Below are 16,296 nucleotides of genomic sequence, written 5' to 3' on the forward strand. Positions count from 1 at the left end.
CTCCGAGCTGGGACAAACGTTGCCTATGGTACGGTCGCGCCGTGGAAACCGAGGCCAACAAGCCCGCAAAGGCCGTGTCCGCCGCGTCCGCGAAGGCCGGCCTCGGCGGATTCCTCCGGGGGTTCGCGAAAAACCCGGTTCTCGTCTCCCGGATCTTCGTGAGCAAGGTCAAGTCCGACCCCATGCGGGTCGCGCAGGCCGCCGCCGACGCCATGCCCGCCGGGGTGCGCCCGGTCGTCGGCCGCGTCGCCTGGCCCGCGGCCCGGTTCGTCAAGGTCAGGACCCGCAAGATCCTGCAGCGCGCGGCCAAGGGCCCGCTGCGGGACGCCAAGGCCCACTTCGACGCCGGCCGGATGTCCGACGCGGTCGGGGTGCTCCAGCCGCATGCCCGTTGGCCGTTCGTCCGCCGGAGGATGGCCTACTACGAGGGCGAGAAGGCCGCGCTCGGACCGAACCCGATCCCGCCCAAGCCGAAGATCATCATGGGCGAGCGGATGCCCGGCCGGGTGCTGCACATGGTCACCAACGCCCTGCCGTACACGCAGGCCGGCTACACCGTGCGCACCCACCGCATCGTCACCGCCCAGAAGGCGGCCGGGCTCGACCCTCACGTCGTGACGAGCTGGGGCTGGCCCATGCTCCAGGGGCACACCGACGCCGAGCCGTACGAGGAGATCGACGGCATCCCCTACTACCGGCTGCTGCCCAAGGACGAGGTGCCGTTCGAGAGCCAGGGGCGGATGATCCGCGGCGCCGCGGACGTCTCGGAGCTGGTGCGGACCCTCCGTCCGCAGGTCCTGCACGCGGCGACCGACCACCGCAACGGCTCGGTCGCGCTCGCCGTGCGCGAGCGGACGAACACGCCCTTCGTGTACGAGGTGCGCGGCTTCCTGGAGGAGACCTGGGTCTCCCGCGACCCCGCCAGGGTCGGCAGCGAGCGGCACAAGCTGCAGCGTGAGCGTGAGGCGCAGATCATGCGCGAGGCCGACGCGGTCGTCACGCTCGCCGAGACGATGGCCGCCGAGATCGTGGAGCGCGGCGTGCCCAGGGAGCGCATCTTCCTCGCGCCCAACGCCGTGGACGACTCCCTGCTGACGGCCGACTACGACGGTGAGGCGTTCCGCGACCGGTTCGGGATCGGCCGGGACGAGATCGTCGTGGGCTCGGTGTCGAGCATCGTCGCCTACGAGGGCTTCGCCACGCTGCTGAGCGCCGCCGCGCTGCTGCGCGACGCGGGAACGCCGGTGAAGGTCCTGCTGGTCGGAGACGGGGCCGAGCGGCCCGCGCTGCTCGAACAGGTCGAACGGCTCGGCCTGAAGGAGGCGATCCTGCCCGGCCGGGTGGGCCCGGACGAGGCGTTGCAGGCGCAGGCGGCGATCGACATCTTCGTCTGCCCACGCGAGGACCTGCGTGTGTGCCGCCTCGTCACCCCGCTGAAGCCGGTCGAGGCGATGGCGCTCGGCAAGCCGGTCGTGCTGAGCGACCTGCCCGCGCTCTCCGAACTCGTCGGCGGCGAGGGAGCCGGTCTGCTCGTGCCGCCCGGCGATCCGGCCGCGCTGGCGAAGGCGCTCGCCGCGCTGCGCGACGATCCGGAGCGCCGGCGCGTCATGGGCGAGGCCGGTAAGGCCGAGGTCGCCGCCCACCGGACCTGGAGCAGCCTGGCCCGCACCTACCAAGGGATCTACCAGTCATTGACCGAAAGTCGATAAACAGCAGAAAGTCGGATGTGTTGCATCAGGCATGCTTGGTTCCGAGTTGAGATAACCTTTGCCACCATGAAGTGTTGTTTCCGCCCCCAGGTTCCCCCCAAGGCCTCGTCGTGACAGCCTTCGATCTCACGATCATCGGGCTGGGATACGTGGGCATGCCGCTGGCCAAGGAGGCCACGGCGGCGGGCCTGCGAGTGGCCGGTCTGGACGTCGACCCCCGCAAGGTCGAGGCCCTTAACGCCGGTCGCTCCTACATCGACGACCTGACGGACGCCGACCTCGACGCGATGCTCACCGGCGGCTTCACGGCCACGCTGGACGCGTCCGTGCTGTCGCGGTCGCGCACGATCGTCATCTGCGTCCCGACGCCGCTGGACGAGGACCACCGTCCGGACCTGTCGGCCGTCGAGGGCGCCACCCGGACCGTCGCAGAGCACCTCCAGGCGGGCACGCTCGTCGTGCTGGAGTCCACCACGTGGCCCGGCACCACGGACGAGCTGGCGCGGCCGATCCTGGAGCAGTCCGGCCTGGTGGCCGGCAAGGACTTCCACCTGGCGTTCTCGCCGGAGCGGATCGACCCGGGCAACCCCAAGTTCGGCCTGCGCAACACCCCCAAGGTCGTCGGCGGCTTCACCCCCGCCTGCAAGGAGCGGGCCGCCGCCTTCTACTCGCAGTTCGTCGAGCGGGTCGTGCCGGTCAGCGGCACCCGCGAGGCCGAGATGGCCAAGCTGCTGGAGAACACCTACCGGCACGTGAACATCGCCCTCGTCAACGAGATGGCGATCTTCTGCGACGAGCTCGGCGTGAACCTGTGGGAGGCCATCGAGGCAGCCTCCACCAAGCCGTTCGGCTTCCAGAAGTTCCTGCCCGGCCCCGGCGTCGGCGGGCACTGCATCCCCGTCGACCCGTCGTACCTGTCCTACACGGTGCGCAAGCTCGGCTATCCCTTCCGGTTCGTCGAACTGGCCCAGGAGATCAACGAGCGGATGCCGTCGTACGTGGTGGCCCGTGTGCAGCGGCTGCTCAACCGGGCCCGCAAGCCCGTGAACGGCTCGCGCGTGCTGCTCCTCGGCGTGACGTACAAGCCGGACATCGCCGACGAGCGGGAGACCCCGGCCATCCCCGTGGCCGAGGCGCTCCTGGAGCTGGGCGCCGACCTGTCCTTCTGCGACCCGTACGTGAAGGAGTGGTCGGTCGAGGGCAGGGCGATCCCCCGCGAGGAGGACCTGGCCGAGGCCGTGGCCGCCGCCGACGTGGTGGTGCTGCTCCAGCAGCACTCGGCCTTCGACCTCGACGTCGTGGAGGAACGAGCCTCTCTCGTCCTGGACACTCGCGGCGTGCTGGCCACGAGCGAACGCGTCGAGCGGTTGTAGGAAGGGTTTCGCGCGTGCACGTGCTCGTCATGACCGTGGTGCATCACCCCGAGGACGCCCGGATCCTGCACCGGCAGATCCGGGCGCTCGTCGACGCCGGTCATGAGGTCACGTACGCCGCGCCGTACACCGCGCGGGGAGTCGTGCCGCGTTCGTGGGTGACGGGTGTGGACCTGCCCAGGGCCGCCGAGCGGCGCCGCCTGGCGGCGGTGCGGGCGGCCCGCAAGCTTTTCAAGAGCATGCGCGGCAAGGTCGACCTGGCCCTCATCCACGACCCCGAGCTGCTGTTCGCGGTCGCCGGGGTGCGCGGTCGCCCGCCGGTCGTCTGGGACGTCCACGAGGACACCCCCGCGACGCTGTCGCTCAAGCCGTGGCTGCCGGCGTTCCTGCGCCCGCCGATGCGCTTCCTCGCCCGGCTCCTCGAGACCACCGCCGAGCGCCGGCTGCACCTGCTGCTGGCCGAGGCGGCGTACGCGGGCCGGTTCAAGCAGCAGCACCTCGTGGTGCCGAACGAGACATGGGTGCCCGACCGGGTCAGCCAGCCCGGCGACGACCGCGTCGTCTACCTCGGCTGGCTGTCGGAGGCCCGGGGCGTCCAGGAGGCCGTCGAGGTGGCCCGCCTGCTCCAGCCGCACCGGGTGGCCGTGGAGCTCATCGGCTACGCCGACCCGCAGAGCCGCCCTCTGCTGAACGAGGCCGTCGCCGAGGGCGTGCTCGAGTGGCGCGACTTCATGCCGAACGACGAGGCGCTCAAGCGGCTCGACGGCGCGCTCGCCGGGCTCTCGCTGCTGCACGACGAGCCCAACTACCGCCACTCGATGCCCACGAAGATCGTGGAGTACATGGCGCACGGCATCCCGGTCATCACCACCCCCTCGCCGCGGGCCGTGGAGCTGGTGGAGCGCTACCAGTGCGGCCTGGTCGTCCCCTGGCAGGACCCCCAGGCGGTGGCGCGGGCGGTGCTCCAGCTCAGGGACAACCCCTTCGAACGGATCGGGACCGGTGGGCGCGGCTACGCCGCCGCACGCGCGAACCACCACTGGCCCAACTCCGCACGCCGGTTCGTCACGCAGTTGGAGGCGTGGGCGGGCGTCAAGAGCTGAACGCGGGGTGAACACTGCCGCGGCGGCCCACGACGCCGGTCGCGCAGTGCGAACCTCCGGGTAGTCTGGGCGCGGCAAGATCATTTGAACGACGGGCGGTAGTGTCCTGAAAGTGCGCTGGCTCACTCTGATCCTGGGCGTGGCGATTCTCGCCGGTGTCGCATCAGTGGTGATCGTTCTTCGTGACGGGAGCACCGGTTCCGGCACCGCCAGCGCCGGGCAGACCGCCCCCTCGACCCCCCTGATCGGGTCGCCCGCGCACAGCGAGTTCACCGACCCCTGCGGGACGTTCGAGACCGCGGCGACCACGCCGTACGCCGTGAGCGGCTACTGGCTGATCCCGGCTTCCGACCCCTGCACCTGGCGGCGCCAGCTGGAGGCCATCCACCGCCTCGGCGGGGACACGGTCGTGCGCCTCGGCTTCGGCCTGTCGCCGCGCGAGACCGACGACACGGGCCAGATCCTGGAGGCGTCGACGCCCGAGGGGAAGGACCCCAAGCCCGACGCCAGGTACGCCCGCTGCGTGGAGAACGGGCTGTCCTGCATGAAGGCGGCGGAAAAGGACCTTCAGGCGGCCAACCCGGGCAATCGCATCACGGGGACGTACGTCTACCGCACCGACGAGCGGTTCGGCCCCGGCATCTTCCGCTGCCCGCAGATGGAACACGAGGTCGTCGTGGGGGACGCCGTCTTCTTCCGGCTCCTCGCGCCCGAGGACGGCTCGGACGACCCGACCTGCGACTTCGCCCGCGAGGGGCGCGGCTACCACCTGATCCTCGTCTCGGCGGGCGTCAAGGACAGCCTCAGCGAACTGCTCGACCTCGGCGACCGGTTCGGCATCAAGGTCTTCCCCGCCCTGCCGCTCGCGCCGCGCGACCCCGAGGAGTCCACCCGGGCCGACCCCCGGCACATCGGCACGCTCACCACGCTGACCCGGCGGGTCCTCCAGGACTACGGCGACCGCTTCAAGGGCCGCGAGTCGCTGGGCGGCGTCTACCAGCCGTTCGAGCTGCAGTTGCGGGACTGGCCCGACCCGAGCAAGGTCCAGACGCTCCAGGTGTACGCCGAGCAGCACCTGATCGTCGAACAGGAACTGCCGGACAAGCCGATCCTGGTGAGCCCGTACATCGACAGCCGCAGGCGGGTGAAGTACACCTCCACGCCCACCCAGGTGGCCCAGGGCTTCAAGGCCCTCGCGCGCACCGGGGTGGAGATCATCGCCCCGCAGGACGGCCGGGGCACGGGCAAGGTCGGCCTGTTCTGGCCCAACTGGAAGAACAAGCCGGTGGACGACAGCCTCAAGCCGGTCGTCGGGGAGAGCACGTACGCCACGGCCTACTACGGCAGCACACGCGACTACTACCGCGCGATGTCGCTGGCCCGGCAGGAGCTGGTCCAGGAGGGCGTCCAGGTGGAGCTGTGGGCCAACGTCGAGGCGTTCGAGCCGTCCACCTCCACCGAGGCGTGCGGCCGTCAGGGCACCCGCGGGCGCACCGACAAGCCCAGGCTGGACACGCAGGTGACGCTCGCCGCGCCGTACGTGTCGAAGATCATCTCGTACATGTGGAGCGACTTCTTCACCTGCGGCTCGCCGTCGCTGTCGGAGGAGATCGCCGCGGACTGGGACCGCCCGATCCCGATCGAGGCGCAGCGGCGCGCGCGGCAGATCCAGGACGGCCTGGAGATCCGCGGCTACCACGTCGGCGGGGCCAACGTCACGCTGAGCTGGCCGGGCCTGGACACGCCGCGGGTCGTCGACTCGGCCACGGTGGGCTGGCACGACACCACGCCGATCCAGGGGCTGCCTGCGGGCACGGAGAAGATCTGGATCCCGGTCGACTGGGCCACGGTCCCCGACGGCGTCTGGATACGGGTGGAGGTCACCTCCGTCGACGGCAGGAAGTCCGCCGAGCCGGTCTATTACCACAACACCGGCTGACCGGGAGGGTCTCCCTCCGGAGCCGCCTCCTGCCGCGGGCCCAGCCGGACGCGCGTTCCCGAATCCCGTCCCCCTGGGCCGGGCAATGTCCGCGCAAGGAACGGACAATGCCGCGGCGGGGCTCGCCTTGGCCCGGCTCCGCCCGCTGATCTCCTTTGCCTGCGCCGCCGCCGATGGCGGCGCGACGTCCGGCCCGTCCACGCCGCTTCGAGATGCCCGCCGCACGGCGTCGTCCACAGGGCGTCCGACGATCGACAAGGAGACCGCACATGAACCGACTTCGTCACCTCCTGCCCGCAGGTCTCGCGGCGGGCGTGCTGGTGGCCGCGACGGCCCTGGCCGCCCCGGCGGCCACCGCCGCCCAGGCCGCGAGCGGGCGCGCGACCGTCGTCACCGCGCTCGACTACTACAGCACGGGCTGGACCTACCTGCAGGTGCCCCCCACGACCCAGGTGCCGGGCTTCGCCCAGCGGGGATTCGACGACAGCGCGTGGCCGACGGGGCAGGCGGGCTTCGGCACCACCAACGGGACCTGCCCGTGGAACAACCAGACGAACGTCAAGACCCCGTGGGCGGTCGACACCGACATCCTGGTGCGCCACTGGCTGCACCTGCCGAGGGACGCGCAGGCCGTGCGCATCCAGGGCACGGTGGACAACGACGCGCAGGTCTACTTCAACGGCCAGCTCGTGCAGAGCGTCAAGAGCGGCAAGTGCGCCGCCGGGGCGATCGACGTCGTGGTGCCCGCGACCTACCTCGACTGCTGCAACCTGCTCGCCGTACGCGGCCACGACGCCGGCGTGGCGGCCTACCTGAACCTCCGGGTGACCTACGTCAAGCCCACGCAGGCGCTCTGACGTTCCCGGCCGTGCGTCGCCCGGCATCGGCCGCGCTGTATCGATCGTGCTGGGCCGGGGACGCGCATTCGGGTTACGGGGATGTGGAGCGGTGATGAAGCTCCCGCGCGGGGCCGGAGCGGCTGGCTCCGGACGGCCCGAGTCGCGGCCCGCGTCCTGTAGCGTGCTGGACATGATCCCACGCATCCCGGTCAGCGTGGATCTGGTCGTGCTCACCGTCAGGTCCCAGCAGCTCAGCGCCCTCGTCTGGCGGCGCGACCGGCCGCCGTACGAGGGCCGGTGGGCGCTTTCCGGCGGCTTCATCAAGCTGGAGGAGGATCTTCCCGCCGCGGCGGCCCGCGTGCTGGCCGAACGGGCCGGCCTTCCCGGGGCGCCGGTCCACCTGGAGCAACTCCAGACCTACGGCTATCCGGACCGCGATCCGCGCCAGCGGGTCGTCAGCGTGGCCTACCTCGGCCTCGCCCCCGACCTGCCCGCGTCCACCGAGGCCCACATGAGCTGGCAGCCGGTGGCCGAGCTGACGGAGATGGCCTTCGACCACCGCAGGATCATGCTCGACGGCGTGGAGCGGGCCAGGGGCAAGCTCGAATACACCTCGCTCGGCGCCGCCTTCTGCCCGCCCGAGTTCACCGTCGCGGAGCTGCGCCGCGTCTACGAGATCGTCTGGGGACGACCGCTCGACCCTCGCAACTTCCACCGGAAGGTCACCAAGACGGAGGGCTTCCTCGTGCCCACCGGGCGTACCACGACCCGGGACGGCGGCCGTCCCGCCATGCTCTACCGCCGAGGCCCCGCCGTTCTGCTGCACCCGCCCATGCTGCGCACCTGACCGGCCGCCGGACCGGCCGCCTGGCCGGGCGGGTGGACGTGCTACTCGCTCCCAGCCGCTCCGCCCCGCCCCTCTGGTCGACTTGGCAGGCAGACGCTCCTTGCAGGCGGTGACCAGGCGCCGTTCTGCCCGTGACCGTCCTCAGGTTTCCTGAGCATCCGGACCGGGAGACCCGGACAGTCGATGATGAATGGTCCGACTCACAGGGATCTTTCAGGATATATTCCGGCCTATGCTGGCTGCGGCCCCCCGCATCTCCGATGCGCAGGCCATTCCCTCCGGACCGTCCCGGCTGCGCGTGCTCGACCTGCTGCGGTTCTGCGCGGCCCTCGGCGTCGTCCTTTTCCATTTCGGCGAGACGCGCGCCTGGGGCACGCCCAACGCCTTCCCCGCGCTGAGCGCCGTGACCATGTTCGGCGTGTACGGCGTGCGCCTGTTCTTCCTGATCAGCGGATTCGTGATCCTCATGAGCGCCTGGGGCCGCACGCCCGGCCACTTCGCGGCGTCGCGGATCGCCCGGCTGTTCCCGGCCTACTGGGCGAGCGTGCTCGCCCTGGGCGGCCTGGCCGTCGGCGGGCTGATCACCGATCACCGGCCGAGCCTCACCGAACTGCTGGCCAACATCACGATGCTCCAGCACGGCTTCGGCGTACGCGACCTGGAGATCGTCTACTGGACGCTGTGGCAGGAACTGGTCTTCTACGCCCTCATCGCCTGCCTCGCGGCCGTGGGGATCACCTACCGCCGGTGCCTGGCCTTCATGGGGGCATGGGTGCTGCTGCTGGCGATCGCCGACCGGGTGAACGCCGACCTGCTGCAGGCGGTGCTCGTCCCGTTCAGCGCGCCGTACTTCATCGCGGGGATGGCCCTCTATCTCGTCCACCGCTTCGGCGGGTCGCTGTTCCCCTGGCTGTTCGTGGGCGTGGGCTGGACGCTCGGGCTCTACACGGCGCTGGACGGGGAGCCCACGGCGGTCCGGAAATACGGGCAGGCGCTGGGCTCGGCGCTCGTGGTGGGTGTGATCTCACTGATCTTCCTGGTGATGATCCTCGTGGCGCTCGGCGCGTTCGACCGGATCGACTGGCGGTGGCTCACCTTCCTCGGCGCGCTGACCTACCCGCTGTACCTCTTCCACCACCACGTCGGGTTCCTGCTGATCCAGTGGCTTCACCCGGCGCTGGGCAACCGCCTCACGCTCCCGCTGGCCGTGGCCGCCGCGCTCCTGGTGGCGTACGCCGTGCACCGGCTGGTCGAGCGGCCCCTGCAGCCCCGGATGCGCGCGGCCCTCGACCGCTCGCTCACGGCCGACGCCGGCCGCGTCCCCCTGACGGAGACGGCGGCCGTCTCTCCCGTGTCCTCGATACCCGCGCCGGTGCCCACAGCGGTGCCCGCGGCGGTCTCCTCGCCGGCGCCGTACGCGGAGACGACGCCCGGAGCCTCCTATTTGCCGCGGGGCGGGTAGACCTCGCCGGGGCGCAGCGTGCGGCCCTGCAGCAGGGTCGTCAGCGTGACGAACTTGTAGTGCTGCTTCTCCAGCGCGGTGAGCACGCCCGGCATGGCCTTGACCGTCTCGGGGACGATGTCGTGCAGCAGGATCACGCCGTTGCGCTTGGCGAGCTTCAGCGTGCGCTTGGCGATCACCTTGGTGTCGCGGGCCTGCCAGTCGAGCGTGGACCCCGTCCACAGGATCTGCGGCAGCCCGAGGTCGGCCATGAGACTCGCGATCCTGGAGTCCGTCGCGCCGTTCGGCGGGCGCATGTAATCCGGCATCTTGCCGATCGTCTGATTGATGATGTTCGAGGTGCTCGAGACCTCTTCGAGCACCTCACTGTCGGACAGCTTGGTGAGCGAGGGGTGGGTCCACGTGTGGTTGCCGATGTCGTGCCCCTCCTCGTAGATCCGCCGGGTGAGCTCGGGACGGTAGGCGACCTTCCTGCCGAGCAGGAAGAAGGTGGCCTTCGCCTTGTGCTTCTTCAGCGTGTCGAGCAGCGCCGGGGTGTAGGGCCACGGGCCGTCGTCGAAGGTGAGGGCGATGCACTTGTACCGGGCGCAGTACGGCTCGTCCTTCTTCTTCACCTCGGCCTTCTTCACCTCGGCCGGGGTCGCGGCCTTCGCGGTCACGGCCACCGCCTCGGTGGTCGCGGCGGTCGCGGGTCCGGCCGCGGTGGGGACGACGCACACGCCGGCTGCGCAGGCGCCGGCCATCACGATTCTCGCTTTCCGCCACATGCCGCTGGATCTTACTGCTTGTCTTCGAATCCGAAATTTGCCGAACCGCTCGTCAAAGCGGCGGAACGGCGTTCTTGGCCCGCTGGAGGGCGAGTTCGGGCCACCACGTGCCTCCGTAAGGCGGGACGACGCCGTACACCGGGTCCGTGGGGCCGCCCTCGCCGCGGTCGCACCGGTCGTCGGACATGCCGGCCGGCCGCACCCACAGGTACGCGTCCACGAGCGCGCCGCCGGTGCGGGTGGTCGGCCGTACACCGGCGCCGCGTCCCGGCGGGTTGCACCAGTCCTGAGGGTCCTTGTATCTGCCCGCGGGCGGGGTCCACTCGCCCTTGCCGTTCCTGCTCGTGTCGATCACGAAGTGGGGGAGCCCGGCCGTCCCCGCGTCCGTCCCTGCGTCGGCGCAGGCGCGGCCGCGGGCCGACGACTTGGTCGTGACACAGGCGGCGAGGCGGGTGCCGTACGCGACGAGCTGGTCGGTCCTCTGATATCCGGACACGTTGAGGTAGAAGCCGTCCGCGTCGGCGATCCCGGCATCGACCAGCCGAGTCGCGGTGACCTCAGGCGACGGCCAGCCGTCCAGGCTGCCGTCGAGGTAGACGGCGGTGTTCGGCAGCGCGCCGAGCCGCTTGACGGCCGAGGCGAGCATGCGCAGCCTGGCGCGCTGGTCGGCGGCGTCGCCCAGCGAGCAGTCCGGCGAGCCGGGCAACTCCGCCAGGCTGTTCGGTTCCAGCACGAACACCGCCCTGCGGTCGCCGACCGCCGACGCGAGCGCGTCGATCCAGGCGAGGTAGTCCGCCGAGTCCGCCGCGCCGCCGTCCTCGTTGCACGCCCGCAGCGGGATGTGGTCGGTGACGAAGACCGGAACCGCGTCCTGCCGCGCCGCGGCCTCAAGAGTGGCGCTCGCCGTACGGGCGGCCTCGGCCGCGTCCGTCGGGCCGAGCCACACGGCCCTGGGCACCGCGGCCAGCTTCCGCATCAGCGCGGCGTCACCGGCCCGGCCCGCCGCCTGCCAGACGTCCGCCTGGTGCGCCTCGTCGCCGGTCGGGCTCGCGTAGAGCCGTACGGCCTGCCCGCGCAGCGGGTTGCCGCCGGAGGCGCTCGCGGTGGTGACCGCCGGCGGCTGGGGAGACGGCCCGGGGTCCCCGGACGACGTCGCCCGGACGGCGACGACCACGCCCGCCGTGACCACGACGGCGGTGGCGGCGGCGGCGGCGATTCCGGCGCCCAGGCGCGACCGGCGGCCCGTCCCTCCCGCCGCCGTCGTCGCCGTCGCCGGTGCCGCGATGTCCGCCCGGTGCTGCGTGACGTCCTGCCGTACGCTCTCCGGCGCGGGCTCGATGGGCTCGTGGCCGGTCAGCATCTCGATCAGCCGCTGCGCGGTGGGGCGCAGGGCAGGGTCCTTCGCCAGCGCCAGGTCGACGATCGACCGCAGCCGGGGGTCGAGGCCCGAGATGTGCGGAGGCTCGTGCAGCACCCGGTAGAGGATGCTCGGAATCGACCCGCCGCTGAACGGCGCCCGGCCCGAGGCGGTGTACGCCACCAGGGCGCCCCAGGCGAAGATGTCGGACGCCGGGGTCAGCCGGTCGCCCTTCGCCTGCTCGGGCGACATGAAGGACGGGGTTCCCGCGACGATGCCGCTGATGTCCGCGGTGGCGTCGGCGACATGGGCGATGCCGAAGTCGATGACCTTGGGACCGACCGGCGACAGCAGCACGTTCGACGGCTTGAGGTCGCGGTGGATCACCCCCGCGCTGTGGATCGCCTGTAAGGCCACGGCCACGTTGACCGCCACCGCCTCCAGGCTCGACCCCGACAGCGGCCCGCGCTCCCGCACGACCTCCTGCAGGGTGGGCCCGGGGACGTACTCGGTGGCGAGGTAGGCGACGTCGCCGTCCAGCCCCGCGCCGAGGACGGCGGCGGTGCAGAAGCGGGCGACCCGCTGCGCGGCGGCGACCTCGCGCTGGAACCTGCGCCGGAAGTCGGGGTCGGCCGCCCACTGCGGGTGGATCACCTTGACCGCCGCGTCGCGGCCCTCGTCGTCCCGGCCGAGGTAGACGGTGCCCATGCCGCCCTGGCCGAGCCTGCCGAGGATGCGGAACGGCCCGATCCGCAGGGGATCGCCGTCCCGCGGTCCGTCGTCCTCCGCGCCGCTCGTCATGCTCTCCCCGCTCGCCGGTTACCGCGTGATCCTAACCACGCGATCCCCGGCCCACCAGCGAGGTACAGCGAGCGTCAAGGGCCTTGAAAGCACCCCGGGACAAACTGCTCGCAACAACGAAGAAAGGACCCCAGCCATGACCCTCACCCGCTCCCTGGCAGGCATCACGCTCGCGGCCGGCATCCTCGCCCTCGCCCCGCTCGCCACCGCCACGGCGGCCCAGGCCGCCGCGCCCAAGCCCTGGGGCCCTTACTACGCGGCCGGGTCGGCGGCCAAGGTGAGCGGCTCGCTGACCGCCGCGGCCAAGGACGACCCGAGCAGGCCCGCGCCGTACGTCAAGGTCACCGGCAGCGTCACCAGCCTGACCCACAAGGCGTCCACCTGCGGCTGGGCCCTGTTCCGCGTCAGCTACTTCGACGCCGCCAACCAGCCGCACCTGGCCTACCGCAACTACCGCACCTGCTCGTACGGCGCGAAGAAGACCTTCGCCTTCACCGTCAGGAACGTCGGCGAGGTCGAGCTCAAGACCTGCTCCGAGACCAAGGCCGCCAAGCCGTCCCTCAACTGCCAGTACGCCGGCACCTGGAAGACGCTCTACGCCTACTACAAGTAGGGCCGGCGCGTCATCCACAGGGGGTGTGCGGGGTGCCGCGCGAACAGGCGGATCTCCTATCGTTAGGACATGCCTCGATTCCGCTCGATCCTCGACACCATGCCGGCCTACAAGCCGGGCAAGGCCGTGGTCTCCCCGGACGGCCGGTCCTACAAGCTGTCCTCCAACGAGAGCCCCTTCGGACCCCTGCCGTCGGTGGTGGAGGCGATCGCGCGGGCGGCCACGGAGGTCCACCGCTACCCCGACCCCGGCGCGGTCCGGCTCACCGAGACGCTCGCCGAGCGGTTCGGCGTGCCGTACGACCATGTCGCGCTGGGCGCCGGATCGGTGGCGGTCGCCCAGCAGATCCTGGAGGCGGTCGGCGAGCCCGGCGCCGACGTGGTGTACGCCTGGCGCTCGTTCGAGGCCTACCCGCTGCTGGTCGGCCTCTCGGGCGCCAACGCGGTCGAGGTGCCGCTGCGCGACGAGACGCACGACCTCGACGCCATGGCCGACGCCATCACGCCGGAGACGCGCCTGGTCTTCGTGTGCAACCCCAACAACCCGACCGGCACGGTGAACCGGGCCGACGAGCTCGTGCGGTTCCTCGACCGCGTGCCCGAGAACGTCACCGTCGTCCTCGACGAGGCCTACCGGGAGTACGTCAGGGACGCGGACGTGCCGGACGGCCTCACGCTCTACCGCGAGCGCCCCAACGTCGCCGTCCTGCGCACGTTCTCCAAGGCGTACGGCCTGGCGGGGCTGCGGGTCGGCTACCTCATCGGGCACGAGCCGGTGGCCGCCGCCGTCCGCAAGACGCTGCTGCCCTTCGCGGTCAACCACCTCGCCCAGGCGGCCGCGATCGCGTCCTTGCACGCCGAGGACGAGTTGCAGGAGCGGGTCGAGACCGTGATCAAGGAGCGCACCCGCGTCAGGGAGGCGCTGCTGTCGCAGGGCTGGAGCGTCCCGCCCACCGAGGCCAACTTCGTCTGGCTGCGCCTCGGCGAGCGGACGATGGAGTTCGCCGCGAAGTGCGCGGCCGTGGGCGTCGCCGTGCGCCCGTTCGACGGGGAGGGCGCCCGGATCTCCATCGGCGACCGCGAGGCCAACGACGTCTTCCTCGCCGCCGCCGAGGCGTTCCGGCAGGCTTCCTAACGGGCCAGGTACTGCTGGACGAGCTCGTCCGTGGTCCGCCTCACCTGGTCGAGGTCGGCGCCATGCTTGACCAGGACCTGGGCCGCCACGCTCTCGCGATCGCGGACGAGCGCGAGCAGGATGTGCTCGGTGCCGATGTAGTCGAGGCCGCGCTGCTCGGACTCCTGGTTCGACATCCGGAGGACCTCGCCGGCCGACGGGGTGAACGGAAGGGGCTCCGGCGTGGCGGGCCGGCCGTGGCCGACGATCTCCTTGACCTGGAGGCGCACGTCCTCGAGGGTCAGACCCAGGCCCAGGAGAACCTGGGCGGCCACGCCCTCACCCTCGTGGATCAGACCGAGGAGGATGTGCTCGGTGCCGATGGAGTCGTGGTCGAGCATCCTGGCCTCGGCCTGGGACAGGGCGACGACACGTCGTGCTCGGTTGGTGAGCTTCTCGAACATCCGCGGCTCCTCGCAAAGCGGTCAGTGAACCCATCCGGGGTCCGATGAATAGTTGTCTACGTGGTTTCTGCTGTCGTGAGTGGATTGTGGTTGACGGTAGTAGATCTCTGCCGCTTCGGCCGACCGCTGCGGGCTCCGCGAGGCGCGCGGGACCCGTGGATTTACCAATGCGAATATCGCGGGATAATCGGCGGATCGCAGCGAAATCAATCGGCCGATTCGGTCACGGCCTCGAATTACCGGTCTCGCTCTCGCGCTTCATCGAGCCGGTTCGGTATCACGATTCGGTGGTCGGCCGGGACGCCGCGACGCGTCCGGAATCCGCGGGGGTTTCCTCCGCCGCCGGCGTCGCGGTCCGGCCACGGCGCTCGGTGGAGACCACCAGCGCGACCCCCACGACGATCAGGGCTCCCGCCACGAGCATGGCCGCGGTGACCGGCTCGGACAGGACCGCCATCCCGAGGATCACCGCCACCACCGGGTTCACGTACGCGTAGGTGGACACGAGCGAGATCGGCGCGTGGCCGAGCAGCCAGATGTACGAGGTGAAGCCCACCAGGGAGCCCACCAGCACCAGGTAGGCCAGGGCCGCCCACGACTGCCAGCTCACCGCGCCGACGTGCAGCCGCTCGCCCTGCACGAGGCCCATGACCAGCAGTGCGCCGCCGCCCACCGCCATCTCGACCGTGCTGGCCACGAAGGGGTTGGCCGGCATCGGGATCCGCGGCGAGATGAACGACCCCACCGACCACGACAGCGAGCCCAGCAGCACCACGGTGATGCCCACTCCGCTGCCGGACGCGCCACCGCCCCGGAGCGAGAGGAAGGCGACTCCGGCGAAGCCCACCAGCACGCCGGCCAGCGTCAGCACGTGCGGCCGGTCCCTGAAGACCGTCCTGAGCACGATCAGCCACAGCGGGGTGGAGGCGACGAGCAGCGCGGCCAGACCGCTGGAGATGTGCTGCTCGGCCACGGCGACCATGCCGTTGCCTCCGGCGAGAAGCAGGAGCCCGACCAGCGCGGCGCCGCCGAACTGCCGCCACGTCATCTGGAACGGCACGGCCCTGACGAGCAGGACCGTGCCGAGGACCAGCGCCGCCGCGACGAAACGGAGCCCGCCGCTCGTCATCGGCGGAAGGGTCTGGATGGCGATCGCGATGCCGAGGTACGTCGAGCCCCACACCACGTACACGGCCGCCAGCGCCAGCCACACCCGTACGTCATGACCGTTTCGTTCCATGGGTCATGACAATAGACCTGTCGCTTATGGACGGTGATTACCGGTTCAGCTTCTCCACGATCAGCCGGTAGAGCTGTCGCGGCCGGCCGGGCTGGGGGGTGCGGTTGGGCGGGAGCGGCCACGCGAGTCCCTCGTCAACCAGCGTGCGCAGCAACCGCCTGGCCGTGCGCGGGGTCACTCCGAGCATGCGCCCGGCGCCCTCCGCGTCCACGACCGTGTCCCCGCCCTCCAGCTTGGCGGCCAGGCGCGCCAGCACCTCGACCCCCTTGGGCTTCACCGGCCCGCCCGGCTGGGGCGGCATCCGGGGCGGCGGCACCAGTGCGCGGCCCTCCCGGTCCACCGCGAAGCCCTGCGGCTGCTTGCCGCCCTGGGTGCGGGCGAGCGCGCCCCTCGCGTGCGTCTCGGCCTCGTGCGTGGTGCGGCCCATCCCCACACCCACCTCGACGGCCAGGCCCAGCTCCTCGCGGATCCGCGCGGCGAACGGCAGCACCCGGAACCCGTCCGTGGCCGTCGCGATCGAGCCCTTCGTCGCCACCACGAGGTAGCTGTGGTCGTCGATCGGCCACACGCTCGCGTTGATCCGGTTGGCCTCCTGCACCAGCAGGCGGTGCAGCGACAGCCGCAGCTCGTCGCGCCAGTAACGCGGCGCGGCCCGCCGTACCGGCTCCC

13 protein-coding genes and 1 pseudogene are annotated in these 16,296 nt (G+C 71.4%); 9 read left to right on the forward strand and 5 right to left on the reverse strand.

What is annotated here, in order from left to right; genetic code table 11:
• Positions 1-41: 41 nt before the first annotated feature.
• The 7 genes from Msi02_RS15560 to Msi02_RS15590 all read left to right on the forward strand — a co-directional run bounded on the left by Msi02_RS15560 (position 42) and on the right by Msi02_RS15590 (position 9,272).
• Positions 42-1,709, forward strand: a complete 1,668-nt coding sequence (locus Msi02_RS15560) for a glycosyltransferase family 4 protein (protein WP_079314611.1) — start codon at positions 42-44, stop codon at positions 1,707-1,709.
• A gap of 110 nt (positions 1,710-1,819) precedes the next feature.
• Positions 1,820-3,082, forward strand: a complete 1,263-nt coding sequence (locus Msi02_RS15565) for a nucleotide sugar dehydrogenase (RefSeq protein ID WP_204049015.1) — start codon at positions 1,820-1,822, stop codon at positions 3,080-3,082.
• A 14-nt stretch (positions 3,083-3,096) separates the two neighbouring features.
• A complete protein-coding gene (locus Msi02_RS15570; RefSeq protein WP_204049016.1) occupies positions 3,097-4,185 on the forward strand; it encodes a glycosyltransferase in 1,089 nt (362 codons plus the stop codon).
• Between the two features lie 112 nt (positions 4,186-4,297).
• Entirely contained in the window at positions 4,298-6,124 is a 1,827-nt protein-coding gene (locus tag Msi02_RS15575; RefSeq protein ID WP_204049017.1) for a DUF4434 domain-containing protein, read from the forward strand.
• 269 nt (positions 6,125-6,393) lie between these two features.
• The gene (locus Msi02_RS15580) at positions 6,394-6,981 is read left to right on the forward strand and encodes a hypothetical protein (RefSeq protein ID WP_204049018.1); all 588 of its coding nucleotides are present in this window, start codon (positions 6,394-6,396) and stop codon (positions 6,979-6,981) included.
• 172 nt (positions 6,982-7,153) lie between these two features.
• Complete coding sequence (locus tag Msi02_RS15585; RefSeq protein WP_079314646.1) at positions 7,154-7,810, forward strand: NUDIX hydrolase; 657 nt, start codon at positions 7,154-7,156, stop codon at positions 7,808-7,810.
• Between the two features lie 232 nt (positions 7,811-8,042).
• Positions 8,043-9,272, forward strand: a complete 1,230-nt coding sequence (locus Msi02_RS15590) for an acyltransferase family protein (protein WP_204049019.1) — start codon at positions 8,043-8,045, stop codon at positions 9,270-9,272.
• Here the strand turns inward: Msi02_RS15590 and Msi02_RS15595 are convergent.
• Positions 9,251-10,039: a polysaccharide deacetylase family protein gene (locus tag Msi02_RS15595; RefSeq protein ID WP_204049020.1), complete on the reverse strand. Its 789-nt coding sequence runs from the start codon at positions 10,037-10,039 to the stop codon at positions 9,251-9,253. The two genes, Msi02_RS15590 and Msi02_RS15595, sit on opposite strands and share 22 nt — an antisense overlap.
• A gap of 52 nt (positions 10,040-10,091) precedes the next feature.
• A complete protein-coding gene (locus Msi02_RS15600; RefSeq protein ID WP_204049021.1) occupies positions 10,092-12,197 on the reverse strand; it encodes a glycoside hydrolase family 6 protein in 2,106 nt (701 codons plus the stop codon).
• 136 nt (positions 12,198-12,333) lie between these two features.
• On the opposite strand from Msi02_RS15600, the gene Msi02_RS15605 reads away from it, so the two are divergent.
• Both Msi02_RS15605 and hisC read left to right on the forward strand, forming a co-directional pair.
• Positions 12,334-12,810 carry a hypothetical protein gene (locus Msi02_RS15605; protein ID WP_204049022.1) on the forward strand — a complete coding sequence of 159 codons (477 nt, stop codon included), beginning with the start codon at positions 12,334-12,336 and terminating at the stop codon, positions 12,808-12,810.
• Between the two features lie 69 nt (positions 12,811-12,879).
• Complete coding sequence (hisC, locus tag Msi02_RS15610) at positions 12,880-13,944, forward strand: histidinol-phosphate transaminase (protein WP_204049023.1); 1,065 nt, start codon at positions 12,880-12,882, stop codon at positions 13,942-13,944.
• 8 nt (positions 13,945-13,952) lie between these two features.
• Here hisC and Msi02_RS15615 read toward each other — a convergent pair.
• The 3 genes and pseudogenes from Msi02_RS15615 to Msi02_RS15625 form a co-directional block, all read right to left on the reverse strand.
• Positions 13,953-14,387, reverse strand: a pseudogene (locus Msi02_RS15615) (Clp protease N-terminal domain-containing protein); the annotation flags it as partial.
• A 277-nt stretch (positions 14,388-14,664) separates the two neighbouring features.
• The gene (locus Msi02_RS15620; RefSeq protein WP_204049025.1) at positions 14,665-15,627 is read right to left on the reverse strand and encodes an EamA family transporter; all 963 of its coding nucleotides are present in this window, start codon (positions 15,625-15,627) and stop codon (positions 14,665-14,667) included.
• Positions 15,628-15,664: 37 nt separating this feature from the next.
• Positions 15,665-16,296: GTP cyclohydrolase IIa (locus Msi02_RS15625; protein ID WP_239108433.1), on the reverse strand; the 632-nt coding region annotated here is incomplete at its 5' end.

The organism is Microbispora siamensis (assembly GCF_016863095.1).
Classification (GTDB): Bacteria; Actinomycetota; Actinomycetes; order Streptosporangiales; family Streptosporangiaceae; genus Microbispora; species Microbispora siamensis.